This window comes from Photobacterium sp. GB-56 (genome assembly GCF_003026105.1).
In the GTDB taxonomy this organism is placed as follows: domain Bacteria; phylum Pseudomonadota; class Gammaproteobacteria; order Enterobacterales; family Vibrionaceae; genus Photobacterium.
In genome coordinates this window covers 1-24,525 of record NZ_PYNW01000004.1, presented here as the reverse complement: position 1 = coordinate 24,525, position 24,525 = coordinate 1, and the positions used below count along the sequence as shown (strand labels likewise).

At 40.4% G+C, this 24,525-nt stretch carries 20 protein-coding genes, 4 tRNA genes and 1 riboswitch; of the genes, 17 read left to right on the top strand and 7 right to left on the bottom strand.

Translation table 11 applies throughout. The features are described 5' to 3' along the window. Positions 1-58: 58 nt before the first annotated feature. From C9J42_RS06480 to thiD, 8 genes are all read left to right on the top strand, one after another. Positions 59-1,429: an MATE family efflux transporter gene (locus C9J42_RS06480; protein ID WP_107205844.1), complete on the top strand. Its 1,371-nt coding sequence runs from the start codon at positions 59-61 to the stop codon at positions 1,427-1,429. 92 nt (positions 1,430-1,521) lie between these two features. Next, positions 1,522-2,604, top strand: a complete 1,083-nt coding sequence (locus tag C9J42_RS06475) for a DUF3080 domain-containing protein (protein ID WP_233220730.1) — start codon at positions 1,522-1,524, stop codon at positions 2,602-2,604. A 131-nt stretch (positions 2,605-2,735) separates the two neighbouring features. Further along, positions 2,736-2,996, top strand: a complete 261-nt coding sequence (locus C9J42_RS06470) for a DUF5062 family protein (protein WP_005367367.1) — start codon at positions 2,736-2,738, stop codon at positions 2,994-2,996. Positions 2,997-3,215: 219 nt separating this feature from the next. Further along, positions 3,216-3,292 (top strand) — tRNA-Val (locus tag C9J42_RS06465). A 38-nt stretch (positions 3,293-3,330) separates the two neighbouring features. Continuing rightward, a tRNA-Val gene (locus C9J42_RS06460) sits at positions 3,331-3,407 on the top strand. Between the two features lie 40 nt (positions 3,408-3,447). Beyond that, positions 3,448-3,524 (top strand) — tRNA-Val (locus C9J42_RS06455). A gap of 40 nt (positions 3,525-3,564) precedes the next feature. Next, positions 3,565-3,641, top strand: a tRNA-Val gene (locus C9J42_RS06450). A 266-nt stretch (positions 3,642-3,907) separates the two neighbouring features. Next, positions 3,908-4,008: riboswitch (TPP riboswitch) on the top strand. 99 nt (positions 4,009-4,107) lie between these two features. Next, a complete protein-coding gene (gene thiD, locus C9J42_RS06445; RefSeq protein ID WP_107301803.1) occupies positions 4,108-4,953 on the top strand; it encodes a bifunctional hydroxymethylpyrimidine kinase/phosphomethylpyrimidine kinase in 846 nt (281 codons plus the stop codon). 81 nt (positions 4,954-5,034) lie between these two features. Here the strand turns inward: thiD and C9J42_RS06440 are convergent, their stop codons facing one another. The 3 genes from C9J42_RS06440 to C9J42_RS06430 form a co-directional block, all read right to left on the bottom strand. Further along, positions 5,035-8,292: a M66 family metalloprotease gene (locus C9J42_RS06440; RefSeq protein WP_107301802.1), complete on the bottom strand. Its 3,258-nt coding sequence runs from the start codon at positions 8,290-8,292 to the stop codon at positions 5,035-5,037. A 155-nt stretch (positions 8,293-8,447) separates the two neighbouring features. Beyond that, entirely contained in the window at positions 8,448-10,682 is a 2,235-nt protein-coding gene (gene pbpC / locus C9J42_RS06435) for a penicillin-binding protein 1C (protein WP_107301801.1), read from the bottom strand. After that, entirely contained in the window at positions 10,672-15,300 is a 4,629-nt protein-coding gene (locus C9J42_RS06430) for an alpha-2-macroglobulin (protein WP_107301800.1), read from the bottom strand. The genes pbpC and C9J42_RS06430 overlap by 11 nt, the downstream gene beginning before the upstream one ends. Before the next feature lie 259 nt (positions 15,301-15,559). On the opposite strand from C9J42_RS06430, the gene C9J42_RS06425 reads away from it, so the two are divergent. Beyond that, positions 15,560-15,895: a hypothetical protein gene (locus tag C9J42_RS06425; RefSeq protein WP_107205827.1), complete on the top strand. Its 336-nt coding sequence runs from the start codon at positions 15,560-15,562 to the stop codon at positions 15,893-15,895. A gap of 121 nt (positions 15,896-16,016) precedes the next feature. Here C9J42_RS06425 and C9J42_RS06420 read toward each other — a convergent pair whose 3' ends face one another. Continuing rightward, positions 16,017-16,493 carry a GNAT family N-acetyltransferase gene (locus tag C9J42_RS06420; protein ID WP_107245370.1) on the bottom strand — a complete coding sequence of 159 codons (477 nt, stop codon included), beginning with the start codon at positions 16,491-16,493 and terminating at the stop codon, positions 16,017-16,019. Positions 16,494-16,658: 165 nt separating this feature from the next. Between C9J42_RS06420 and C9J42_RS21790 the strand changes: the two genes are divergently transcribed. The 4 genes from C9J42_RS21790 (at position 16,659) to C9J42_RS06405 (ending at position 20,291) form a co-directional block, all read left to right on the top strand. Continuing rightward, complete coding sequence (locus C9J42_RS21790; RefSeq protein WP_255418319.1) at positions 16,659-16,784, top strand: hypothetical protein; 126 nt, start codon at positions 16,659-16,661, stop codon at positions 16,782-16,784. 244 nt (positions 16,785-17,028) lie between these two features. After that, entirely contained in the window at positions 17,029-18,498 is a 1,470-nt protein-coding gene (locus C9J42_RS06415; protein ID WP_107301799.1) for a C69 family dipeptidase, read from the top strand. 168 nt (positions 18,499-18,666) lie between these two features. Further along, positions 18,667-19,782: a cytochrome-c peroxidase gene (locus tag C9J42_RS06410; RefSeq protein ID WP_107301798.1), complete on the top strand. Its 1,116-nt coding sequence runs from the start codon at positions 18,667-18,669 to the stop codon at positions 19,780-19,782. Continuing rightward, on the top strand, positions 19,779-20,291 hold the full coding sequence (locus tag C9J42_RS06405) for a hypothetical protein (protein WP_107301797.1): 513 nt from the start codon (positions 19,779-19,781) through the stop codon (positions 20,289-20,291). Before C9J42_RS06410 ends, C9J42_RS06405 begins: the two co-directional genes overlap by 4 nt. 46 nt (positions 20,292-20,337) lie before the next feature. On the opposite strand, the gene C9J42_RS06400 is transcribed toward C9J42_RS06405, so the two are convergent. Then, positions 20,338-20,619, bottom strand: a complete 282-nt coding sequence (locus C9J42_RS06400; RefSeq protein ID WP_005367305.1) for a hypothetical protein — start codon at positions 20,617-20,619, stop codon at positions 20,338-20,340. 213 nt (positions 20,620-20,832) lie between these two features. Here C9J42_RS06400 and C9J42_RS06395 point away from each other — a divergent pair, with 213 nt between their 5' ends. Together C9J42_RS06395 and C9J42_RS06390 are read left to right on the top strand one after the other, a co-directional pair. Beyond that, on the top strand, positions 20,833-21,213 hold the full coding sequence (locus tag C9J42_RS06395; protein WP_005367304.1) for a hypothetical protein: 381 nt from the start codon (positions 20,833-20,835) through the stop codon (positions 21,211-21,213). 144 nt (positions 21,214-21,357) lie between these two features. Further along, positions 21,358-22,011 (top strand): nitroreductase family protein, encoded by a 654-nt coding sequence (locus tag C9J42_RS06390; protein ID WP_107260730.1) that lies wholly within the window; start codon positions 21,358-21,360, stop codon positions 22,009-22,011. Positions 22,012-22,271: 260 nt separating this feature from the next. On the opposite strand, the gene C9J42_RS06385 is transcribed toward C9J42_RS06390, so the two are convergent. Both C9J42_RS06385 and C9J42_RS06380 read right to left on the bottom strand, forming a co-directional pair. After that, positions 22,272-22,718 (bottom strand): GyrI-like domain-containing protein, encoded by a 447-nt coding sequence (locus C9J42_RS06385; protein WP_107301796.1) that lies wholly within the window; start codon positions 22,716-22,718, stop codon positions 22,272-22,274. Between the two features lie 363 nt (positions 22,719-23,081). After that, positions 23,082-23,771: a hypothetical protein gene (locus C9J42_RS06380; RefSeq protein WP_107290384.1), complete on the bottom strand. Its 690-nt coding sequence runs from the start codon at positions 23,769-23,771 to the stop codon at positions 23,082-23,084. Positions 23,772-23,994: 223 nt separating this feature from the next. Here C9J42_RS06380 and C9J42_RS06370 point away from each other — a divergent pair, with 223 nt between their 5' ends. Both C9J42_RS06370 and C9J42_RS06365 read left to right on the top strand, forming a co-directional pair. Continuing rightward, on the top strand, positions 23,995-24,264 hold the full coding sequence (locus C9J42_RS06370; protein ID WP_370444979.1) for a phage integrase N-terminal SAM-like domain-containing protein: 270 nt from the start codon (positions 23,995-23,997) through the stop codon (positions 24,262-24,264). Continuing rightward, the gene (locus C9J42_RS06365; protein WP_370445011.1) at positions 24,258-24,500 is read left to right on the top strand and encodes a hypothetical protein; all 243 of its coding nucleotides are present in this window, start codon (positions 24,258-24,260) and stop codon (positions 24,498-24,500) included. The genes C9J42_RS06370 and C9J42_RS06365 overlap by 7 nt, the downstream gene beginning before the upstream one ends. The last annotated feature ends 25 nt before the right edge of the window (positions 24,501-24,525 follow it).

The window sequence follows — 24,525 nt, the reverse complement described above, 5'->3', positions numbered from 1 at the left end:
GAAGCATTTTAATACTTGACTCCTCCCCTTTATATTCCTCTTTTTGGAGCCAAAAATAGTGCATAACTATAAAAAAGAAACCGCGCAGCTTATAAAGCTTGCCGTGCCTGTGCTCATTGCCTCTGTTGCACAAACATCGATGGGCTTTGTTGACACAGTGATGGCGGGTAGTGTCAGTGCGACTGACATGGCAGCCGTTGCTGTTGCTGCAAGTATTTGGTTACCTTCTATCTTATTTGGTGTTGGTTTACTTATGGCACTTGTGCCCGTGGTGGCACAACTTAGCGGCTCAGGTAAAAAAGAGCGTATTCCGTTTGAAGTTCAACATGGCTTCTACCTTGCGATCTTAATATCCATCCCAACCATGTTGATATTGTATAACGCGGGTTCTTTAATCCATTACATGAATGTAGAGCCTGTATTAGCAGAAAAAACGGTCGGTTACTTATATGCCGTACTTTTTGCTGTACCTGCTTTTTTGTTCTTCCAAACTCTAAAGAGTTTTTCTGAAGGTTTATCTTTTACCATTCCAGGCATGGTGATCGGCTTTTTAGGCTTACTGGCCAATATCCCACTAAACTGGGTTTTCGTTTACGGAAAGTTTGGAGCGCCTGAATTAGGCGGGATCGGCTGTGGTGTGGCAACAGCTATCGTCTATTGGTTCATGTTTTTTGCGTTACTAGCGTATGTCTTAATTAATAAACGGTTAAAGAGTGTTGGGGTATTTAGCACATTTTATCGCCCTCAATTAAAAGCGCTTTCACGTTTATTTAAACTAGGCTTTCCCGTTGCAGCTTCGCTATTCTTTGAAGTTTCACTGTTTGCTGTTATTGCCTTACTGATTTCACCATTAGGCCCAAATAAAGTAGCGTCGCATCAGATAGCGATGAACTTCTCATCACTGGTGTATATGCTGCCAATGAGTATTGGTGCAGCGGTGAGCATTCGTGTTGGCCACAAAATGGGACAACAAGATATTGATGGTGCACGTATTGCAAGCCATTGCGGTTTAATTGTCGGTACGGCTTTAGCTATTTGTACCGCTATGATGACGGTTATTTTCCGCGAAGACATTGCCGAGCTCTATACTCATAATCCACAAGTCATCGTGCTTGCTGGGCAATTATTACTACTTGCAGCGATCTATCAATGCAGTGATGCCGTTCAGGTTGTTGCTGCAGGTGCGTTACGTGGTTATAAAGATATGCGTGCCATTTTCTTTTGTACATTCATCGCTTACTGGCTAATAGGACTACCATCAGGTTACGTCTTAGGCCTAACAAACTGGATTGTACCAGCAATGGGCCCGCAAGGTTTTTGGATTGGTTTTATTCTCGGCTTAACTGCGGCAGCCATTATGCTTGGTTGGCGAATACACCATGTGCATAAACTTGATGCTGAAAAGCAACTTGAAATGTCATACCGATAACACAAAAAGGCGATCATCAGATCGCCTTTTTTGATCTAATATTGATAATAATCAGTATGATGAATATTCACTTAATGCTTTAAGAGACGCCTATGCCTGTATCTATCTCTATTTTCCCACATAGACTGTCTCTGATTCTTTTCATTTCAATAATGCTGATAGGCTGTAAGCAAAATGACAATGAAGACGCCTTTGATACCTATCATCAGCGTCTGGCTAATGTACTCGATATAGACAAAACCCCCTTTCCTGAAACGCCCTTACAACTTTTACCCGCGAAACGAGATCTTATTCAGCCTTTAGCGGATATTAGAATTGGTCTACTTGATGCCTATGAATTACGGCAATGTGGCTTATTCCAATTGATTGCAGAGCGAAATTCGATTTTGGGTAAAGTTCAAGATAAAACCCGCGGTCTCCGCTATGAACTTTTACTATTAGATGGGCTACAGTATTGTTTAGAAACACTGCCTAAAGAGTCTGATTTATTAACCGAGCTAGCACCTATTTATCAACAAAAGAAACAGCAGCTCCCATTGGTTTTTTGGAACACGCTTTTTACTGGAGAAGAATGGCGTAAACAGTTAACGCTAGGCCATCATCTACTTGAAAGTAATCAAACCACTCAATTTAACGCTAGCCTAAGCGCATTTAGCTATATCAATAATTTACTTTCAAATAGCATCAAACGCTCAAATAACATCACTGCACCTTATTCTAACAAGGATAAATATCAGGATCTTTTTGAGCACCAACAACAAATTTATAATAGCCGATATATTGGTGATCTTTTCTATTCAATGCAGCGCACCACAACATTGCTGAACACAATTACAGAACAACTTACTCAGTCACAAGATGCAATTTTGTGTGGCAAAAATATGAATCAGCAAAAAGCACAATATCTTCGTAATGTTTTCTATAAGTTTTATGTTCCAACTATCCAGCCTTATTTATCAACACTTGATTCACAATATCGACAAATACAGCCCGTTTTACAGCAGATACTTCAACAATTGAATCAACCGAATATTCACCTCTCCTCACCGATGCAAACCTATATAGCATTCTATGTTGATGGCGATCTGTATCAGCAATTTCATGAAGCCACATTAGCGCACGTTAAATTCTGGCAACGTCTGTTTAAACAATGTAAATTCAAAGTTGGACAATAACTTTATTCTAATTTGATAGAATAACTTTGCTTCAAAAATTTGAGCTTTAAACTAAAATTTAAACTCAGCTTCTACAGTCGCGAAGACAATAAATTTGTATATATTTTCGCTAAGGGATATAGGAGATACGCATGAAGAAAACCAAGAATGAAGCAAAACTTCTCAAAAAAGCATTAGAAATAGGCTTTGCATTCGCGAAAAAACAAGGTTTTGGCGATTTAGACCGCAGTGTTGGCTCTACCGACCGTGTTGAGTGTATTTATCGCTTACTGGTTGATTGTAAACAAATCACTCCTCTTGCCGTGGATCAAGAGGACGGCGTTCATATGAAACATAAGCTGGTTTTATGGATCAGCCGCTTACTTCCGCCCGATCACGAACTTTTAAACTAACCTATCTGCTTGTGTAGCGCACATTCTGTTGCGCTACACATTACATTTAATTGGCAATGCCCTACTTAAAAATATGACTTCGACTATTTCATCACCATAATTTTATTAAAACTGGCTATTGTGCAAGCAAACGCACTGAATTTACTAAAAAATCCAACTTTAATACTTGCCTCGTTACAAGTGACTCGCTAATATGCTTGTCGTTAACTAGAACATATTACGAGCGTAGCTCAGCTGGTTAGAGCGCTACCTTGACATGGTAGAGGTCGGTGGTTCGAGTCCACTCGTTCGTACCAATTTATGATTAAAACCAGAAATCATAAATATACAATTTGCGTCTGTAGCTCAGCTGGTTAGAGTACTACCTTGACATGGTAGGGGTCGGTGGTTCGAGTCCACTCAGACGCACCAAATATTATGAAGTGATTCACACTTAATCAGTTCATCTTATACGAGCGTAGCTCAGCTGGTTAGAGCGCTACCTTGACATGGTAGAGGTCGGTGGTTCGAGTCCACTCGTTCGTACCAATTAATGATTTAAACCAGTAATCATTAATTAACACGATTTGCGTCTGTAGCTCAGCTGGTTAGAGTACTACCTTGACATGGTAGGGGTCGGTGGTTCGAGTCCACTCAGACGCACCAAATTTAAACAAAAAGCCTGCTTAAAAGCAGGTTTTTTTGTCCTCAAATATAAAGTCTATTCTTTTTTAAACTTGTTCCCATTTCGTTATTACCCACTAAAACAACGCCGACTTTCCACCGCTATTTCATAACTAAAAAGTAAACCAAACCACGTAATTTATGTATTCAAAACACAATACCTCATACGAGTACATTTTCGGTTATAAGCTGATGTAACCCCTTATTTTATAAGTACGTGACAACAAAACGTTTATCTATTAGGATTTGAGAGTTAGTCGGGGGGCATTACGCTGAGATCACAATTTAAGTGGGACCCGTTGAACCTGAACCAGTTAACACTGGCGGAGGGAACTAAATAAACAATATCCGTATTGTTTAGCCAAGTTATCACTGGATCTCATCACTTCACATCAACTGATCCTTTCAGACTTGGCACCGGTTCCTAACGCGTAATTAGGAATCTGTTATGTCATCACACACCAATAATACATCCCATGTTACAACGCCTATCGTTTTAACTATTGCTGGCTCTGACAGTAGTGGTGGCGCGGGTATTCAAGCTGATATCAAAGCTATTTCAGCAACTGGTGGCTATGCTTGTTCGGTGATCACTGCAATTACGGCGCAAAACACCCAAGGTGTTAGTGGTATTCTTCCTATTCCTCTTGTGATGATAGAACAACAGTTAGATGCTGTTTTTACCGATCTCAACATTCAGGCCGTTAAAATAGGCATGCTTGCCGATAGTGACATCATCACGCTGGTTGCGAACAAAATAAAAGAGTACAAGCCACGCTATCTTGTGATTGATCCCGTTATGGTTGCCACCAGTGGTGGCTTATTATTACAACAGTCAGCCATTAGTACATTAAAGCAAAAACTACTTCCATTAGCTGATCTCATCACGCCTAATTTACCTGAAGCCGCTGCTCTGACAAACAGCGAGATCCCACACAATCATACAGATATGTTGGGATTAGTCAGCAAACTGCGTGACATACAAACAAAAGCCATACTGCTTAAAGGTGGGCACCTAGAAAGTGATTCAGAAAGTAATGATTTATTGATATTAAGTGACGATATTATCGAGCTAAAAACAAAACGTATTGATACCCACAATACCCATGGTACTGGCTGTACCCTCTCTTCAGCTATTGCTTCTTACCTTGCTCAAGGTTATTCGATCGAACAAGCAACACAGCGTGGCAAAGAATATATTACCTCTGCCATTTCAGCCGCTGATCAGCTCAATATTGGTCGTGGTCATGGCCCTGTGAATCATTTTTTCACTCATGATCCAAATAGATCGTAATAAGTGGAATATCATATAGCGTGATATAAAAAAGCGGTGATTTTACTCACCGCTTTGATTTATATAGTAAATATTATGTGATTACAGTTTTGTCCAAGCATCTTGCCAATAAGCACTGCTTGCTGGAGCATAAGAAGCACTTGAGCACCAACCTGAATTAGGCCACGGTTTACATTGGTATAACTGCTCATCGCTAGCACGAACAATATCCCCTTGTTGGTAAACTGTGCCCGCTTGATACGTTGGATATTCTCCCGGCGCAGGTGGCGTCACTTCTGGTTTGACTGAGGTACACCCTTCGGTTGCAATTTGTTTCCAAACACCCCACTCACCCGTTGTTCCCGGCTCTTCACCTTTTGTCCACCAACCTGCTAGCCATACCACACCATTGTGGCTGACTTCATCTCCTGCCACATAAATACTTTGTGCACTCCATGTGTTTTCGCACACTGCGCTACCTTCAACCGTCACAACACGTTGCGCTTCTGTGGTTTGTTGTGCGCTGTCAGTAATACGGTAATTCAAGGTGTAGTTACCAGCTAGGCTCGTATTGACTTCACCTTCGATAATAATATTGGCCGTTATGTCGCCATCTTCTGCATCTTTTGCGGTAATACCTGTTTTTGCATCAAAGGTATCACCGAGTTGAATAGTCGTATCGCTAATCCCTTCTAACACAGGTTTTGCACTAAACACTTCAACTTTACGCACAACAACAGATTCACTTAAAGCACTGTCATAAGCTTTGTAAGTTAGCGTGTAATGACCCACTTTATTGGTATCAACAGTACCTTCAACCACGATAGAGGCAGTGACATCACCATCGTAATCATCTGTCGCTGTTACTCCTGCAAGTGGCGCAAATAAATCACCATGTGCAACAACAATATCGTCAACACCTGTGATAACGGGTGCTTTTCCTGCCTCCGTTGTCACAATACTTGCTTTTAACGACGCTTTTGCCGGCACTATATCCATTGTATTTAATACTTCACCACCACAGCTAACTTCTGCGCGGTATGGTTTCAGTGCACTTTCAATATTGATGTGAAAACGGTTCATGTGACCATCTTGCAAACGACGGTTATACAGGTTAAACGTTTTGGTGCCACCGTTTTGCGTCAACACATCCAACTGACATGTTGAAGCCGTGAAGTTATCAACGTAAACATTACCGTATGCACCATGCAGAGCTGGGTAGATGTAGCTTGGTAGTGTTTTCTGTGGATCGTAATACCCTACCAAGGTTGTTACCTGTACGCCTTGCTTGTATGGGATCAAATCCACGTTGCGCTCTAATAGCGCATTATCTGTTAACTGCCAAACACCATTGGTAAACACAAATACATGTTTTTGACCATGGCTTAATGTCATTTGTTGGTCGTTATAATGGATAGTTGAATTCCAACCCGCCCATGATTCAAATAGCGCCACTTTCCCTTCTAATTTCGCATCAGTCGGTAAATAAAAGTCACGAGCCCAAGCGGCATTAGCCGTTGTTAAGTGAACCACTTGATGTTTAGCAAATAGCTGTTGAAATTTATCGCTATTTTCACCAAATTCACTAAGCGGGCCGTTACCACTGACCGTAACAACCGAAAACGCTAAATCATCAGCCACTGAATGCGTCCATGGCTTCATCACTTTTTCTGTGTGATCCCACTTGCTATAACCTGTTGGTGACGCTGGATCAAAATTCGCTTTATTTTCTACAAAATCTTGGAATACACTCAGCTCATACGGCGCGTGTAATGTATATGCATTGTATTTAGGGTATAGCGGTTGACCGCCAGACATGGTACCAAAACCAAAACTGTGACCTTCAAAAGGTGCAACACATTCCCCTTCATAGCATGACTCTTGGTTCGTTACGCCTTTAGTAAAATTAGGAATAAAGATATTTTTATAACCATCCCACCCCCATGTAGAGTTCGCTTCGGTAGAACTTTTGTGAATCGATCCCATAAAGCCACCAGGGTAATGGGCACCGACTCCTAGTTCATGACCGACTTCATGGCTAAATTCGTTACCCGTTGAGCTCACGACAGAAGCAACACCTGCGTAAGAACCCAACATACCGTGTGTAATTAAACCATCAGTATAATTACCAATTGAGTTATTCACCGTGACTTGTGTTGCATGGTATGGCGCTTCAATATTCCACTGGCTTTCGGGGCGTACTTTTGATGAATTGACACCATAGTTAGCACTGTTAATACCTGAAGAGATAAGTTCACGTGCAATACGGTAATGTGAATCACTGCCGTAACCGTCTGCATCACTAGGATCAACACCTTGAAGTAAGCGACCATCTGGCAACATGATCTCTTTAAGATGCACGGCTTCATAAGGGTTAACGATCAATTTACTGATCTGAAGACTTTGGAAATACTGACGGTGTAATTCTGGATCATCGATAAAGATAAATTGATCTCTTGGCTCTGTTAATAAACCAATATCGATTGTATTTAAGATCATACTGGTATTCGCACCGATCTTAATATCTGAAACCGTCCCTTCTTTCTGATTTTCACTGGTGAAAGTTAAGCGTAAACCCAACTTAACGGCTTCGGCTGGAAGTACCGCTGAATAAGCTTTATCGCTATATGAAATTCGGCTGATTGCCATATCCGACTCACCATACCAAACGCCATCAATATTTTGATAGGTCAATTGGTTACCACGGCTGATTGTATCTGTACCTTGTGCATATTCAATTTGAGAATTGTAGCCAGCATCTGAAATAAAGGTGATCTTCTTATTATTGAAGCTCTTATCATCAGGCAAAATAAAATGCCCCGCCCAATGGCCATCTCCAGTTTTAACTAAAACGGTATCGTGTTGAGCAAGTAGTGCTTTAAAATGTGTTATACCCGCTTCACCAGAGATATCACTAAGATCGTGATTGCTAGTGATCGTTAGAGAGAACTGTGATGGCTTCGTTATCTCAACATACTTGTCAAGCTTACCCGCCACTTGTGGCAACTGTTGTGGTTGACGCATCACCGTGTGATAAACCACGTCGTTTTGTTTATTTTTAGCAGTCACAGTAACCACTTCGTCTTGCTCTAGCATATCTGCATGAGGCTCAAACAGCACCAGTGTACGACGAAGAGAAACAAGATGTGGTTGGCGATCATTTTCAATCTTATTGCTCGTTTGCATGATCACGCTTTGAGCAACACTAACACTACCTTGCAGTGTGCCTTGAGTGTCTGATGGCAACGCTTTTTTATTAAAATAAAGTGTTTCTGGTACTGTGGATCCGATTGTTTCTGCTTGTCCATATTGCGCCATAAGCAATACTGGCAATAGGCTGACTAAATACTTCTTTTTCATTATTTTCGCACAATGTTAATAATATGTATTTGGCGAAATATAAACAATAACAATACAATTTAGAATTAATTTATCTATTTGATTTGTAATAATTTATTTTTAAATAAACCGTCAAAAACACCACTTAATAAACACTGTTTTCTTGACGCTTTCGATTACGGATGAACAACAATTTCACGTTTATCACATACTCCATTAATACAAGCAGTGATACGCACCTTACCCGAGTAATCCACTAATTTAATTTCATTACCAGTAAATGGTTGGTTATTAACATACCAATCAACCTTTACGTTTTCATCTAGCGTTTGTAGCGGTAATACGTCTAATTGATCTTTATAGTAATGCTGCCCTGTTACTAGTTGCTTGATATATGGCGCAACATTTCCGTTATCCTTATGTGAATCATCTTTCCCTTTAGACGTTGAAATACCTCCACGTTGCTGTTGCCAATTTGCTAGACGTTTCGGCCACGTTGTTTGAGCCGTATCCAAACTTGGAAGTAAAAAACGTCCATCGGTTTCCAACGTGGGTGGGGTAATTCCTCTTACGGTATAGGCTTTTCTTTGCGAAACACATTGTGCACGAGGCGTAATTTGTTTATCACGCCCACTCGGCCAACAAATGGTCTTTGTCACAACGTCTTTAAGTTTTATTCGTTGGTGTTGATCGCGGGGTAACTGATCAAAGGCATCAAACATAATAGGTGCGGCTTGTGTCGCGCCTAAATAACCCACAACAGGGCTAGAGTCTGGACGACCTATCCACACGCCAACTGTAAAATCTGGGCTAACGCCTATCGACCAAAAATCACGATAACCATAGCTGGTTCCTGTTTTCCAAGCAATTTGACGTCTTATCGATGGTACGACTCTATCTGGCGCGCTTATTTCACTCAGTGTTTTAAAAATAATCCAACTTGAAGCCGGTGAAAGGAGCGGTTTACTCACAACGGATTTGGCATTTTGTAGCAGTTGTAAAGGCTGATATTGCCCATTCGTTGCCAGTGTTCGGTACATAGCTGCCAGTGTAATTAAATTGGTTCCTGTCCCGCCTAATCCCACCGCTAAATTTGATTTTTTATGCTGTAATTGAATCCCAGCTTGTTGCAGTTTTTGATCAAAAACCTCTGGTGTTTCTTTATTAAAAACTTGTATTAAAGGAATGTTCAGTGACTGCTTTAATGCTTCACTCATACTCACTGCGCCTTGAAATTTGCCATTTAAGTTTTGTGGCTTATAGCCTGAAAACGATGACGGAATATCACTGAGTAAACTTTGAGAATGAATGATCCCAAGATCAAGAGCCGTACCATAAATGAATGGTTTTAACGTTGAACCTGGTGATCGAACCGCTTGCACCATATCAACATAAGAAAATCGGCTAACATCATTAAAATCCGCCGAGCCTTGATAGGCAATAACACTGGCAGACGCATTATCAACCACAACGATAGCCGCAGAGTTTTTAGCTGGTAAGCGTTGAGAAACCGTCGTGAGCAGTCGCTGAATTCGCTTTTGAATATCCGCTCGAATAGTGGTTTGAATCACCGCTTGGTGCGGATAACCTTGCTGTAGCATACGGCTCAATAATGGCGCTTGCAGTGGTTGAAAATAAGGGGCAACAACGACAGGTTCCTGTTGCAAAAAGTTCGCACTGTATTGATCGAGCTTGTTATAACGCACTAATCGTTCAAGCACTTTATTACGCATCGCTTTTGCACGTTCAGGGAAACGGTCTGGGCGATATAACGATGGTTTTTGCGGTAATACCACCAGTAATGCCGCTTCTGACTTTGTGAGCAATTGCGCAGACTTTCCAAAGTAACGTTGCGCCGCAGCCTCAACCCCTTCGATATTGCCGCCAAACGGGGCAAGATTTAAATATAAGGTTAAGATCTGCTCTTTACTAAAAAACCACTCTAATTGAAGCGCTCGAAATAACTGGGTTAGTTTGCCTGATAACGAACGTGAATGCGGTGAGATTAAACGGGCAACTTGCATGGTTAATGTTGAGCCACCAGAGACCACATGCCCATTAACCCCCCATTGCCATGCAGCCCGAAAGATCGAAAAAGGGTTAAACCCGGGATGGAAATAGAACCATCGATCTTCATAGGTTAATAACGCTTGTCGATAAAAAGGATCAACTTGATCCGGTGATGTTAGTTGCGTTCGACGCACCCCTTGCATATCTGCAAATGCTCGCAGTACCTCTCCCTCTTGGCTTTTAATAACAACCGCAGAGCCATTCGGATAAAGTGGCGGTAATGGAAATACGTAATTCAGCACCACACCACAAGTAGCTAATAATACAATGGTTATACAACAAGCCCGCATCCACGTTTTATAACGTGATGCAGGCTGTTGCGCAAAATAATTACTTTTCAATGGTTACCATGTCTTGCTTAGGCCAGTACACAGCATGTTGTGATGGCTGGTACATCGACTCCATGTAAATTGGCGGAATAGTAAAGGTTCCCGGTACTTCAGCACGAAGTAAATACGCAAATGAATAGGTTTTATCCTTATCAAATGACTGAGAAATTACATAACGGTCATTACGATATTCACTATGCTCTGGTGAACTTAATGTCACACCTTTGGGTGCTAATGCTGCTACATCAAGCCCTTGATTAAGTGCAGGGTTTTCTAACACAAAACCTGCTGGGATCATCTTAGACAGTAACCCTTCATTAACTCGCTGGTTGAGATTAACATTCAATACAACCAATAACCGCTGACCAACTTTTACTGTATTTCCAGTAAATGGCTTGCCGTCTAATTGATAAACAGAGCGTGAAAGCGTATTCACTTTCAATGTATTCAACGGATTATCACTATTTGATACCGCTTTATTGCGTTGCTGGTATCCCTCACCCTGTAACTTAACGTACAGCGGCTTGGTATTATGGTTGGTAATTGTTAATCCTTCCGTTAATGGTACTGAAAATGGACCCGTATGTTGCTGATCATGACCATTAATTGTCACATCAAACGGCTGATCTTTATTCAATGTTTGGGTCAATATCGCAGCTTGTAACAATGCACCGCGCTCTTGGGTGCTCAACCACAATTTATCGCCCGACTCTGCAACAAGTTGTTCTAACAACTGCTTTTGAATTTCCGCCGCTTTATGAGCCAAAATACTATTCGACTTTAGTTGCTGCAAAATCAATACAGACAAGGCGCTATCACGCAGGTTAGATCCATAATCTTGAAAATAGCTGCTGTAACGTTTAACCGTATGGTAATTATTTAACAGTGCTAATGCCTTATCACTATCGCCCACATTGGCATAACTTGCCGCAAGCTGTAATTCACTTAGTCCAGATGGGAAGAGTTTAAGACCTAAATTATCAATATCGCTCCACTGGAGCAGTCCTTGTTGAGACAACACATATGCCGCATAGGTTAATGCACTATCCGCATTTTGTTGGTTATACGCCCATTGCTTCATGCGTGTTGGGTTCTTCACATATTCGAGGATCTCGTCTTGCGCTCGTTTCAGCATGGCTTTCGGTACTATATTTGGAAATTTTTTATCAGCACGTAGCAAAAAGTCCGTCACATAAACAGTTAACCAAGGCTGATCGTTAACACGACTGCTATAGCCATCACTTGGCCATAACGAAAAACCACCTTGTGATGTTTGCATTGGTTTCAAGTTCATTATCGCTTGATAAATCATATCCCTATCAGATGGCATCGCTTCAGCATTCGGTGCTTTTCCTTGCGCTTTCAATCGCTGCTCAAACGCGGCTTTTTTAAAGCGGGTTAATTCTGGTAAATCATATAAATACGGTAATGCTTTACTGGTTATTTGCTCTGCACAGCCATACGGATATTGATAAAGATCTCTTGCTTGCTCTATCACGCTTAGCATCGGTGTTTGGCTGATATAAGCAAAGCCTAATTGATCTGGAATCGTATCAAGCCCTTGCCACAATGATGATGTCACTGTCAGCTTTTGTTGCGGCTCTAACAGATCCGAATGCATCTTATAAACCCACGGCATTACTGACTTGATCGGTGTTGTCCATGAACGATCAATATGGATCTGATTGTTGCTGTTTTGTGACAGCGAGTGTGCTTGCAGTTTGAACTCTGCACGGTTAACAACTATTGGTGAGTCAACCGTAAACGGGACGTTGTAACTTATATGCTCGCCATCTTGTAATGTCACCTTAGCAGGCAGTAGTGAAATCGCTAAGTTCACGCCTTTGTTAGCGCTCAATGCCAGTGATAACGTCTGCGCTGTTCCACTAATATTGTGAATATCTACCGTAACACTCGATTTGTCTCCCGCTACGAGAAAACGAGGAATACTTAATTCAGCGACAACGGGAGCTGCAATTTTATTACTTGATACACTTCGACCCACTTGCGAATCGTTAAATGTCGTAATAATTAACTGCCCTTCACCATTGTAATCAGGGATAGCTAATTTCACGTTCGCCTTGCCGTTGTTAACCTTTATCGATTTGGACATCAAAATAACGGTTTTACTTTCAACGAGATCGTCGTTTTTATTATCAGTACGCGTAACGCTATCGCTGCCGAAACGAGATTGAGCAAAGGGATTGGGACGCAAATCATAAAGACGTGAATACAGATCAACCACATCCGCGCTATAACGACGCTGTGCAAAGAAGTAGTTAAACGGATCTTGTGGTTTAAAACGGCTGAGGTTAATAATGCCTTTATCCACCAGCGAAACCGTTACCCAAGTATTATCATTTTGTTGCTTCTCAATACCAGCAACAGTAATTGGGATATCTAAGGTCGTTAACGGACGAATAATTGGCGGCATTGTCGCTTTGATTGAGAGTTTTCGCGCCTCACGATTAAGCTTAACTGGCTTAATGCCAAAATAACGTTTCGGCGCATTATCAACATTACCTGTTAGCGTAGCGGTTAAATAAATATCGTGACGATTTAGTCCCTGTGGCAGTGGGATCTCAATATCTTGTTTGCCTTTCGTTATCTTAGTGCGTTGCGACCAAATCACTTTATCTGTTTCTAGCGTCACTAATAAGCTACCTGCAATTGGTGCGGTGATCGCTGAACGGATATTTTCACCTACGTGATAACGTGATTGATCAAAAGCAATATCAAGATGTTCAGGCTTGGCTTTTATTTGCTGATAACCATCATACCAACCGGCATAGAATTGATATTCAGTAACGGTTTTACTCGCTTGATCAGTCACTGTAATACGGTACTGACCCCATTTAGTCGCAAAAGATAATCGATGACTTTTACCTGCTTCAACATGAATCGTTTGCGAAGAGATCGATTTCCAACGCGCTTGTTTCTTACGCTGCCAACCAACACCTTGCTCATATAACCAATAATAAGGCCCCTGATCGTAATCCACTTTTACGGTCAAATCACCAGCAAGACGATGTTGACCATCATGGCTTAATAGTGCGATATCAAATTGAGGGTTAGCATCATAACCGACACTTTTTTGCAGCGGCTTTACTCCAGCTATTGGACTATCTTTCCACACCGTGTAACGTAAATCCCGTTGTACAGCGGCCCCACCCGTTTCTAATAAACTGAAATTAACGACCGCATTAACTGGTGATTGAATTTTAGCAGCAGAAGGTGTCGGTAAAACTATCTCTGCTTTCCCTTCTGCTGATAATGTTTGCTTATCTAATTGCTGATAACGGCTAGCCAATGAAAATCGCTTACCGACTCGATAATCACTGTATTTACCGCTAAAGCTCGACGTTGGGTTATACATAACCTCGGCAGTAACTTTATTACCTGCCGCTGGGCTACCAAATAGATAGCGCCCATTTAGTTCAACCTTGGTTTGACTGCCCGCCATAACAAGCTTTGCAGGATCGGAAAAGGTTAAATCCATTCGCTCAGGAACAAACTCTTCCAATTCGAAAAAATATTGGCTGATCGGCTTTTGCGCTTCAGGATCGAGCCTTACTTCAACGGTATAGCGCCCCGTACGCCAACTAGATGTCGTGTTCAGTTGCTTAGAATAAAAACTCGCTGCTTGCGGAGAGAGTTGCTCAGATAACACAACATCATTACGTGGATCTAATACCGTTAATGTGATCGGCTGATCTTTAATCGCCAGACCGTCTTGATCACGCAGCAAAATATTTAACGGTAATGATTCACCCGGCTTAACCAAATCACGGTTGCTGTAAATAAACGCTTCATAAGGTTGATAAGCTCGCCCTCCTACTTTGCTATCCGATAAATCTAAGGGCGCTTCACGCAGAGGTAAAATACCGATCTCTTGTTGTGACTTATGTTGTAATGAAGGAGCGAGTTGGCGTTCTGCTGTTGTTTTATTAGTACGAGCAATAACGATATCGGTGTTTTTCGCCACAATATCAAAGTTAGCTTCACCTTTATGGTCGATGGGTGCTGTTCTAAACAGTTTATGATCGCGATAAATATCAACGCTACCTGAAGTAACAGCGTCACCCGTTGATAAACGTGACACAGAAAAACTCGCTTGGTGGGTATTTAACCGTGCTTGAATACCAATATCTGTTAATAACACATGTTTAACTTTTAGCTCATCAAACGCGCCAGGTGCCTTTAACACCACAACATACCAACCTGACGGCAAATGATGTGAAAGAGGGATACGTGCTGCAGTTTGTTGATTTAACTTGCTTGGTGGCAGTGTAAAACGATCAGCATAAACACTTTCATAAGCGTGTTGTAAACGCTCTAAACCATAAGGGCTTAGGTTATCTAATAGGTAACTGTCATTTAAAAAGGTGTCGGGATCAGTTATATGTAAAATTTCAACATCAACTTTATCAAGATTCATAAAGTTAATTGGAATTGATTGGTGGTGAGATTGCGGAACTAAAGGGCCATTACCAATCACTTCCACCATCGGTGGCTGACGAATGGGATCTTTCTCTTGATTAGCGTAAGCGGTGCCAAACAACATAAAACTAAAAAATAACGCTATTAAATATAATCCAGCTACCGATCGTTCTGATCCCATTATTCGCATCACTTTCCCCTTTAAGAACCACTCAACTCTATGCACTGCATACGGTGTAATTCTATACAGAAAAGCAGATATATTCATCCGAACATCGCTATATGTTTTCTAAAACATTCTAAATTTTCTAATAAAATTAATAATATATTTCGCCATTTCTTCATGGCTAGCTGTATACACAGGCAATTGTCCTTTTTATCTTGGTGTCATTATCCGTTATAATCATCATCACTTTTTTAAAGATATTACCTACAGGTGTAGCGACAATATGGCTAATCAACCTAATTTTACTGATGAAGAATATAAAGCATTCGCGGAATTAATGGACTCATACAATCGTACGTTCGCCGTATCTATCACGACATTAGTATTAGCCGTAATTGGTTTTATTATTGCAGAAGTTCAGGTTGGTTATTTAATGACTAACAATATTCGTTGGCTGTTCGGCTTACTGGTTATGCTCCCTCTTGCCGTCACCTCAATTGGGACAAAATACGACTTCAACCACCTGACTTTTAGTATGCCTAAAACTATCTTATATAGCGTACTCAATGTCATTGCTCTCATTACAATTATCGCGATCGTGGTTATGCTTAATCGCTGAGTCCATATTGATAAATATCGTACAGACAAAAATCTCCTTGATCGTATAACGCCCGCTTAGATGTGAGCAACGAAATACCAAAGCCGCGCATAGTGAAAATGCTATGCGTTGTTAATCCCTCTTAAACAATTTTTTCTGTTCTCAACCTACGCAAAAATAGATTACTCCTGTCATTCAAATCAAGCTGAAGCTCCAATATTCCTTTCGACTCACTTAACTTCTGAAAACCAACTAAACTATACATTTCTTTAGCCTTATTATTGCTAAACACACAACACTTGATGTACGGAACGCGAAGTGATGTAGCCTCTTTCACTATGTGTTTAAATGCCCGATAGCCTAATAAACTGCCTTGCTCTGACTTTGTAATTTGTAGCGAATGTATAAATAAACACTTTTCATTAGCTTCAATTGAAAATCCAGCAACAATAATATCGCCACTTTTAATTACCCAATTATCTTTAGCCCTATAATGGCGCTTTATACCCTCGGCATTCCAAGGTAAGCCAAGCTCGGATTGTAGTTGATACATATTTTGATAGATCAAATCGTATAGCGATTCAAAATCAGAATCATCAGCTTTATTAATTGTAAACACGTAACCCCTTCTAATCACTTATGCCAATGTATTAATAGGCATTCTTATCACGCAAAAAAGACCTATGAGTTTATCTTTATCATACGCGATATAATCATTATTATTGACGTTGAATTCTCTAGAAATTCAACGAACGTTGACATTCACACAAGCCAACGCGATTTGATGAATACTTCTCAAATTTATGAAATTAACCAGCAAACTCGCGCAAGTAATATGTCGATTAATTATCATGATGAAGAAATAGGTGGTTATATTCATCGTGAAAACGAAGAAAAAAAACCACAATAATTTTTTAAGTTCAACTTCATATAAAAAGGAGAAAGTATTTAATTATTTTCTCCTTTTTATTTTTATTCGTCATATTTAATTAAATCAGAGTCACGCTATACAAAATAATTACGCATTTTTACTCCCGTAATCCATGCAATATTAGTGTGCATCAAGCTAAAAAAATTATATGACGAATATCACGTTTTATATTTCATTCAACTGCAAGAATATTCGTTCAATGCCTATAACTTAACGATAATTAATGAAAAAGATAACGTTACTTTCCGCACTTATTACTTCAGCTATTACTGTACCAGCTTTTGCCTGCACGACCATCTTAGTAGGTAACCAAGCAACAACTGATGGGTCTTTTATTGTCGCACGTAATGAAGACTATCAAGCCACTAATGCAAAACAGTTTATCTACCACCCCGCTGAAGCAAAACAAAAAGCTGATTTCAAATCTAACGCCAATGACTTTACTTACCCTGCAGCAAAAAATGCACTGGAATACACGTCATTGTCAGATTTTGACACCCATGGTACCAGTATGGGTGAAGCTGGATTTAACTCTGCTGGGGTTGGTATGTCTGCAACCGAAACCATTTATAACGGTACTCAAGCACTCGCGGCGGATCCGTATGTAACCAAGACTGGTATTGGTGAAGATGCGATTGAAAATGTCATTTTGCCACGTGTAAAAACAGCCAAAGAAGGCGTTGAACTGTTAGGTAAGATCATTGAAAAACAAGGCGCATCTGAAGGCTTTGGCGTTGCCTTCGTTGATAAAACCGGTATTTGGTATTTAGAAACCGGCAGTGGTCACCAATGGATGGCACAAAAAATCCCAGCTGATAAATATTTCGTTTCAGCTAACCAAGGTCGATTAACTACCTATAAACTGCATAATCCCGATTATTTAGCTTCTCCTACGCTAGTTAGCTTTGCCGAACAACATGCTTTATATACTCCAGTTACAGGAGAGGCTTTCAATTTCCACAAAGCTTACTCGCAAGATACCAAGAATGATCAAACGTACAATTACCCCCGTGTCTGGACGTTACAACACATGTATACAAAGGGCTTAAATACCAAGATAACGCAAGGTGAGAGTTTCCCTGTCTTTTTAAAACCAAGCCATAAATTATCGGTTGCAGATGTTGAACAAGGGCTACGAAATCACTACCAAGGTACGTCACACGACCCATACGCGAATAGCAATCCGAAAGAACCATACCGACCAATATCTGTATTTAGAACCCAAGAATCACACATATTGCAAGTTCGTCCTAATCTACCTATCGCTATCGGTGAAACCGAATACATGGCGTATGGGATGACAGCACTTAGCGTTTATATTCCTTATTATCAAGGCATGACAGAAGTGCCTAAAGCATTAACGATTGGCACAAATAAAGCTGACAATCTATCTGCTAACTGGCAATTCCGTAAGTTACAAACCATTGCCATGACCAACTGGAATGAGTTCTCACCCATTGTTCAAAAAGCCTATCAACAATTTGAGCAGCAAACAGCCGTTAAACAACAAGAGCTTGAAAAGCAGTACCTTGCGATATACAAAACGCAACCTAAAAAAGCACAAGCATTAATTAATCAATTTGAACAAAAAACAGTTGATAACGCATTGGCATTAACCAATAAATTAACCAATACCTTATTGACCAAAATGACCCACAACACCGATATGCTTTATCACTTTGAAGGCGCTTAAGTTGCTAACACGTAAGCATTAGTAATAAACGAGAGATAGCCCAAGGTTATAAAATTAAAGGTTATTTCTCGTTTTATCTTTTAATGTCGCACTTTGAAACAATATTTATTCCTATTCTTTTTCCGTATCTTATATCATTTGCTCATTCTGTTAAGAGCACTCTCGACAATGCGTCCACTACTCACCTTTCTTAGCCTTATTTTTGTTGTCTTAGTTCCTCATTTTGCATTGGCAACAACCAGTGAGCAGCAAGCTCAGATCACCTTAGGTCGCTATTTATTTAATGATGTTCGCTTGTCAAAGCTCGGCAATCGCAGTTGTGCCCTTTGTCATGCCGTCGATCTTGGTTGGACCAATCGATTTAGCAAAGTGCCAGATATCCATGGCAATCCAACAACGCTAAACACGCCAGCATTACTCAATGTTGCCCACTATGACCAATTCATGCAAAGTCGTGAAGGATTACAGACATTAGAACAAGCTATTTTGTTACCTTTATTTGGCACAGCCCCAACAGAAATGGGGATGACAGAGCCGTTATTACTGCAACGCTTACAACAAGCGTCTGATATCTACACCCCACTATTTGAAGCCAGTTATCAATCAGCAGATTTCACAACCCAAAAAGTCATTAACGCATTAGCGAAGTATGTAGAAACAATTCAAAGTGTTGATACCCCCTATCACCGTTATTTATCCGGTGATACTGATGCGCTAAATAAAGAGCAACAGCTAGGATTAGCTCTGTTCAATAGTGATCGCCTAAAATGCTCCCAGTGCCATGGTGGTGAGCTATTAAATACCCCTAAAAACAACGCCGATCCACTTTATGTCAGCACAGGTTTGTACGGCATAAAAAATAAAGATGGCAAATACTTATACCCTGAAAATGAACGTGGCAAAGCCAGTTTTAGCCATAAAGAAACTGACGACGGAAAATACCGTATACCTTCATTGATCAATGTGAGCGAAACAGCACCTTGGGGACATGATGGCAGCGTACAATCACTCGAGCAGTATATTGAACATTATGCCGCCGGTGGACGAATACTGACGATAGGTAAAAATGCAGGAGATGGTCGTTATCATCTCAATAAAGACAACAAGATCTCAGGTTTTAGTTTATCGAATAAAGAGAATAAAGCGCTCGTTGCCTTTCTCAATAGCTTAGCCATAACTCGACTACCAACACAGCAACACCAAGATCCTTTTTGCCAGTTAGTCCCATTAAAAAATAAAAAAGACAGCCCGAACTGTCTTCCACCTTTTAAAGTGAAGTCATGAAGACCATAAACAAGACCATGAAAAAGACGATTAAGTTAATGACATTAAGCGCCTTACTAAGCCAATCAATGGCCGTAAGCGCAAACACCGACATTAACCCTGAACATAAAGGGCGCAATGATTATTTTGCCAAAAGTTATCAGCCACTATGTAACTTGCCAACAAAAGACATTGCGACAGCTTCAACACTTGAAGAGGCCAGCCAACAAGAATTTATTTTAGATAAAGAATTAGGCTTATCCACCCAACTAAATTCCCAAGGTGAAGCTTATATTCAATTGGCGATAAAAGAATGGAATGAAAAGTTTATCGTCGGTGTCACACCGAAAACCCACGTATCGATGGCGGGTGCAGATATTCAAGGCGCAGATATTGTTAACTTGCAATGTACCGAGCCATCACAATACCTGACCCACTTAAACACCCACGAATGGGGAAGCTATACCCTGAAACTGACAGGTAAGCCAAACCAGTTAGTGAAAGTGCAAATCACCACAACAGATCTATAGTAGAAACAAGCCTGAGCAATCATTGCTTAGGCTTATTGTTTCAAACTTATAACCCTGTGTTGCGGTGGTATTCTTGCTCAGCAAACTCTTTGCCTTTTTGTGCCGCTGCCGCACATGACTCTGGCGCAATATCACCACGCTCCGTCACATATTGCTTAAGCTCCGCTGCTTTCTCTGTACGATTAAAAAACTCATGATAGCCAATATTTTTACATAGCTCCCATGACGATACACCCGCTGCATTTTTTAATGTATAGCTATTTGATGGCGTTCCAGCACACCCCACTAGCCCGAATGCAATCAGTGAAAATAACACCTGCTTTTTCATCAAAAATCCTTTATTTCAACTTTATCTCAATGATTTGACATACAATATCACACCATCTCTTACTTATGTTTTAGTATAAACATGATACTGATTCAAAGCTTCATTATTGATTAGACGTGAATAGGATAATTTCCTAATATACGCATGGTTCAAATACGTTTATGATCGTTGCTAATGTAACCTTCATCGCTAGAGCTATTTTTAGGATTCACCATGAGCAATTTTAATCTTTATACCGCCCTTTTACCTTGTTTCGATTGCCGTCAACAAAAAGCAGAAGCAAGTTTAGGTTGGCTTACCCCTGCTATGCATGAAGCGGTTCTTGCGCAAGTAAATACCATCATTACAGCGAGCAATGATTACCCTGATGATCTTGTGACCACTATTACCTGTTCTGTTGATGAAGCTAAGTATTACCTATTGTTAAATGCATTCGCTTATTCAGAAGAAGAAATGCAAACAACAGGCGTAGATCCAGACGACCTTGTTGAAATTGAAAAAGAAATCAAAGCAAACAAAAATGCTGATGGCATGATTGAGCTTGAGCATGACATTGCGCTACAAGGCTGCACTGCTTGCTGCCCTGACGCATAATTCCATACTATTTACTATGGTGTACGCGATGTATGCCATAGTCATACTCCCTGCTATCGCCTCAACATACCGCCTAAACCTTGAAATTGTGCTGACTAGCCCCATTTTATTAATACGACAATTAATAATAAGAGCAAAAGTAAGATGAACAGCCCTATTTTAGATGACTTAAATTGGCGTTATACCACTAAGAGTTACGATCCTAATAAAACCATCTCAACAGAAAATATTGCCATTATTTCAGAAGCACTACGCTTATCAGCATCATCAATCAACTCGCAACCATGGCGCTTTATTATTTTAGAATCAGATGATGCTAAACAACGATTTAGCAATACCTTTGAGACTAAGTTTTTAGCCAATAAACCTCACGCAACTAACGCCAGCCATATCATTTTATTTACTCACAACCCTCATTATTCGATTGAAGATTTTGAAGCCGTGATAGATAAAAATATTCTTGATGGCCGCATTAAACCAGAGAAAAAAGACGATGCTGTGAGCAAGTTTAGTTTTGCGGATTTATACACCGAGCCGAGTGGTTACAATGCGAATTGGACAAAAGCACAACTGTATCTGGCTTTCGGTAATATTCTGCATGTTCTTGCACGATTAAAAATAGATTCAACACCTCTTGAAGGTATTGACGTAAAACGTGTTGAGAAAGAATTCAGCCAAGAGTTAGATGGCTTCTCATGCCCTGTCGCACTCGCGATTGGCTACCATGATGAATCTGATTTTAATGCTCGTTTACCTAAATCTCGTATGCCATTAGAAACTGTAATTCATAAAATCTAACAGCGAGTGGAATGATAAAGTGATAGGTGAACCTTAAATAATAAGCCAACACACTAATAACATTATTCAACCAGCCGATGGTTTATAATCTATTAACTATAAAAAAGCCGCTGATTAATCAGTGGCTTTTTCTTTTAAAACGTGACGGAGAAATAGGCTTTGAATTCTCGATACGATATAAAAACGATTGTAACTACCAAACTTTACACATGGTAAAATGCCACACGTGCAAATCGCGCTTTAGTTATTTGTTATGTGAATTATTTCAGCGCAATGTAGACGCTAACTTTACTCGCGCTTTCGTAGTGTTCAAAATCTGTTGTATAAGCCCTTTCATGCGCACAATTAGAAGAAGTAAAGTACGACCAAACCGACTGCCACGCAGCGATAACAGCAGCAGGAAACTCACCTTCAGATTCAAACTTAAGGTAAGAGCCAGGAAGAACAGATACCGATGACAGCGCAACATTTGAAGAGGATATTTCGTCCGCCCCCATCAAAACATCAAAGTAGCCATCAACATCTGACTCGTAATTGCAGTAGACACTATAAGCCCTTGCCCCCGATTGATAGTTGATGACTAAGTTCGAGTCAACGTATGCAACATGTTTTGGGATATTCGCCGTTTCAGGATTCATCTCAATTTCATTGCGGGTTCTTAAAACTAAACCTTGGATTTCAAAACCTTTTACTTCAACAACTTCCATTTTTCACTCCATTTATATAGCGTTAGCATAACGATCGTCCTCACCGAATAAAACGGTACGTATAAAAGCCCAACCCTTTTGCCCCTGCTGCCAACATGTCATGCAATTAACTGGAATATTTCGCCCCAGATAACCGACGTTCAATAATAAGGATAATGGCTTTCACGCTTCAGAACTAAAGAGGGTTTTATTATAAATCAGGGTATTAATATTATTGGTTCACACCAAGGATAATGCTCGAATTCTTTTTGGCATCCCCCTTCATGATATTTCCAATATTTACTTATATAAGGAGGCTTGGGCTTGTCCAACACTTCGGATAGGTGTCGGCTACGCGACACATATCCTTATTTGTTATACAAATTATTGCTCATTCTTCAGGTTGAAGTAACTAAACTTCTCCTCAAGCGTAAAGGTTAGAGCACCTTTCTGGGTAAGTAGGCCTACTTTATCATCATTTCTAACAATGATGATGCCGGTATACTCAACACCATTAACTAAAACTGATATACATTTATTATTCCAATATGGGTTGTCTTTTACGCATAACTGTTGATAGTTTGCCATTTGTTTTTGAGCTACCGCTTCTCCATGTTCAAATGCGACTGAGGGAAGAAAAACCCAAATAAGGACAAAAAGGCTGAATAGACAAACTGCTACCATTAAAGCATATGAACCAATCATAGAAATGAATAAGTTGTCTTTTAAAGACTTTCCGCTGCCAGTTCCTTCCGCTTCTATGTCATTTTTAGTTCTAGGGTAATACAGGCCAAATAAGATACTAAAAAATAGAACAATTGCTATTACGATAAACTGTAATGGGCTTATTCCAAGAGCCCCCAAAAACTTTGTTCCCAGATCTTGGCTAGCAAAGTACGCCCATAGCGCTGTGTCCTCCCACTCAATTGGGAAGAGATAATATTCAAAGCCATGGCCTTCAATAAAGCCTTCATAATACCCTAAACCATACAACTGAATTGCTTTAGCAAACAAACCTGTACCTAAAATAGCTAACAATACAGCCTTAATTGAAGCAAATGCCTCTGGCTTCATCACTTCCTCATTACCTCGATTTGTATAACGCCCAATTAAGGTGTGAAGCACGCAATGACCAAGCCGCTGCATTGCACTTCAACACCGAAGTCACCGCATACCAAAAATGCCACGCGTTGCGAATCACTCTTGAACAGTTTGTTGAACGAAGCCGCTACGTGGCAGAGTGAAAGCCCATAAGCTCGACTACGGTAAATATACCTTTTAAAAAGGAATATTTATCATGAACAAAGCGCAGCAACATCGTTCAGATTATCTTTATGAACAACACCTTACCCATCTCACCTTGCAAGGTAAACGTCCCGCTACGATTGATGCTTATAGTCGTGCTCTACGTCGCATTACCCATCAACTGGATAAATCGCCAGACACGTTAACTACCGAAGATCTGAAGCGGTATTTTACACAACTGAATATCAATAATGATCAGGTGACACTTCGTTATAAAGAGAGCCAAACTCAAACGATGAAACACGCACATTACCCGTGGTGAAATTTCTCTGGTTGATATTGCAGCATGTGTTACCAAAAGGATTTCGTCGGGTAGGTGATTATGTTTTGCTGCGGGGTCATGAAAAGAAGCTGCTTCAAGCAATCCAATTTATGTTCATGATAGCCGGGCAACTCACGTTGCCCTCACCGAATAAAACGGTACGTATAAAAGCCCAACCCTTTTGCCCCTGCTGCCAACATGTCATGCAATTAACGGGGATATTTCGACCCAGATAACCGACGTTCAATAATAAGGATAATG

Coding starts and splice junctions, on each gene's coding strand:
- C9J42_RS06400 (WP_005367305.1), bottom strand. CDS start 20,619: ATGAAAAAGCAGGTGTTATTTTCACTGATTGCATTCGGGCTAGTGGGG.
- C9J42_RS06410 (WP_107301798.1), top strand. CDS start 18,667: ATGCGTCCACTACTCACCTTTCTTAGCCTTATTTTTGTTGTCTTAGTT.
- C9J42_RS06415 (WP_107301799.1), top strand. CDS start 17,029: ATGAAAAAGATAACGTTACTTTCCGCACTTATTACTTCAGCTATTACT.
- C9J42_RS06475 (WP_233220730.1), top strand. CDS start 1,522: ATGCCTGTATCTATCTCTATTTTCCCACATAGACTGTCTCTGATTCTT.
- C9J42_RS06390 (WP_107260730.1), top strand. CDS start 21,358: ATGAACAGCCCTATTTTAGATGACTTAAATTGGCGTTATACCACTAAG.
- C9J42_RS06405 (WP_107301797.1), top strand. CDS start 19,779: ATGAAGACCATAAACAAGACCATGAAAAAGACGATTAAGTTAATGACA.
- C9J42_RS21790 (WP_255418319.1), top strand. CDS start 16,659: ATGAATACTTCTCAAATTTATGAAATTAACCAGCAAACTCGCGCAAGT.
- C9J42_RS06395 (WP_005367304.1), top strand. CDS start 20,833: ATGAGCAATTTTAATCTTTATACCGCCCTTTTACCTTGTTTCGATTGC.
- C9J42_RS06380 (WP_107290384.1), bottom strand. CDS start 23,771: ATGAAGCCAGAGGCATTTGCTTCAATTAAGGCTGTATTGTTAGCTATT.
- C9J42_RS06440 (WP_107301802.1), bottom strand. CDS start 8,292: ATGAAAAAGAAGTATTTAGTCAGCCTATTGCCAGTATTGCTTATGGCG.
- C9J42_RS06385 (WP_107301796.1), bottom strand. CDS start 22,718: ATGGAAGTTGTTGAAGTAAAAGGTTTTGAAATCCAAGGTTTAGTTTTA.
- C9J42_RS06430 (WP_107301800.1), bottom strand. CDS start 15,300: ATGCGAATAATGGGATCAGAACGATCGGTAGCTGGATTATATTTAATA.
- thiD (WP_107301803.1), top strand. CDS start 4,108: ATGTCATCACACACCAATAATACATCCCATGTTACAACGCCTATCGTT.
- C9J42_RS06425 (WP_107205827.1), top strand. CDS start 15,560: ATGGCTAATCAACCTAATTTTACTGATGAAGAATATAAAGCATTCGCG.
- C9J42_RS06370 (WP_370444979.1), top strand. CDS start 23,995: ATGAACAAAGCGCAGCAACATCGTTCAGATTATCTTTATGAACAACAC.
- C9J42_RS06470 (WP_005367367.1), top strand. CDS start 2,736: ATGAAGAAAACCAAGAATGAAGCAAAACTTCTCAAAAAAGCATTAGAA.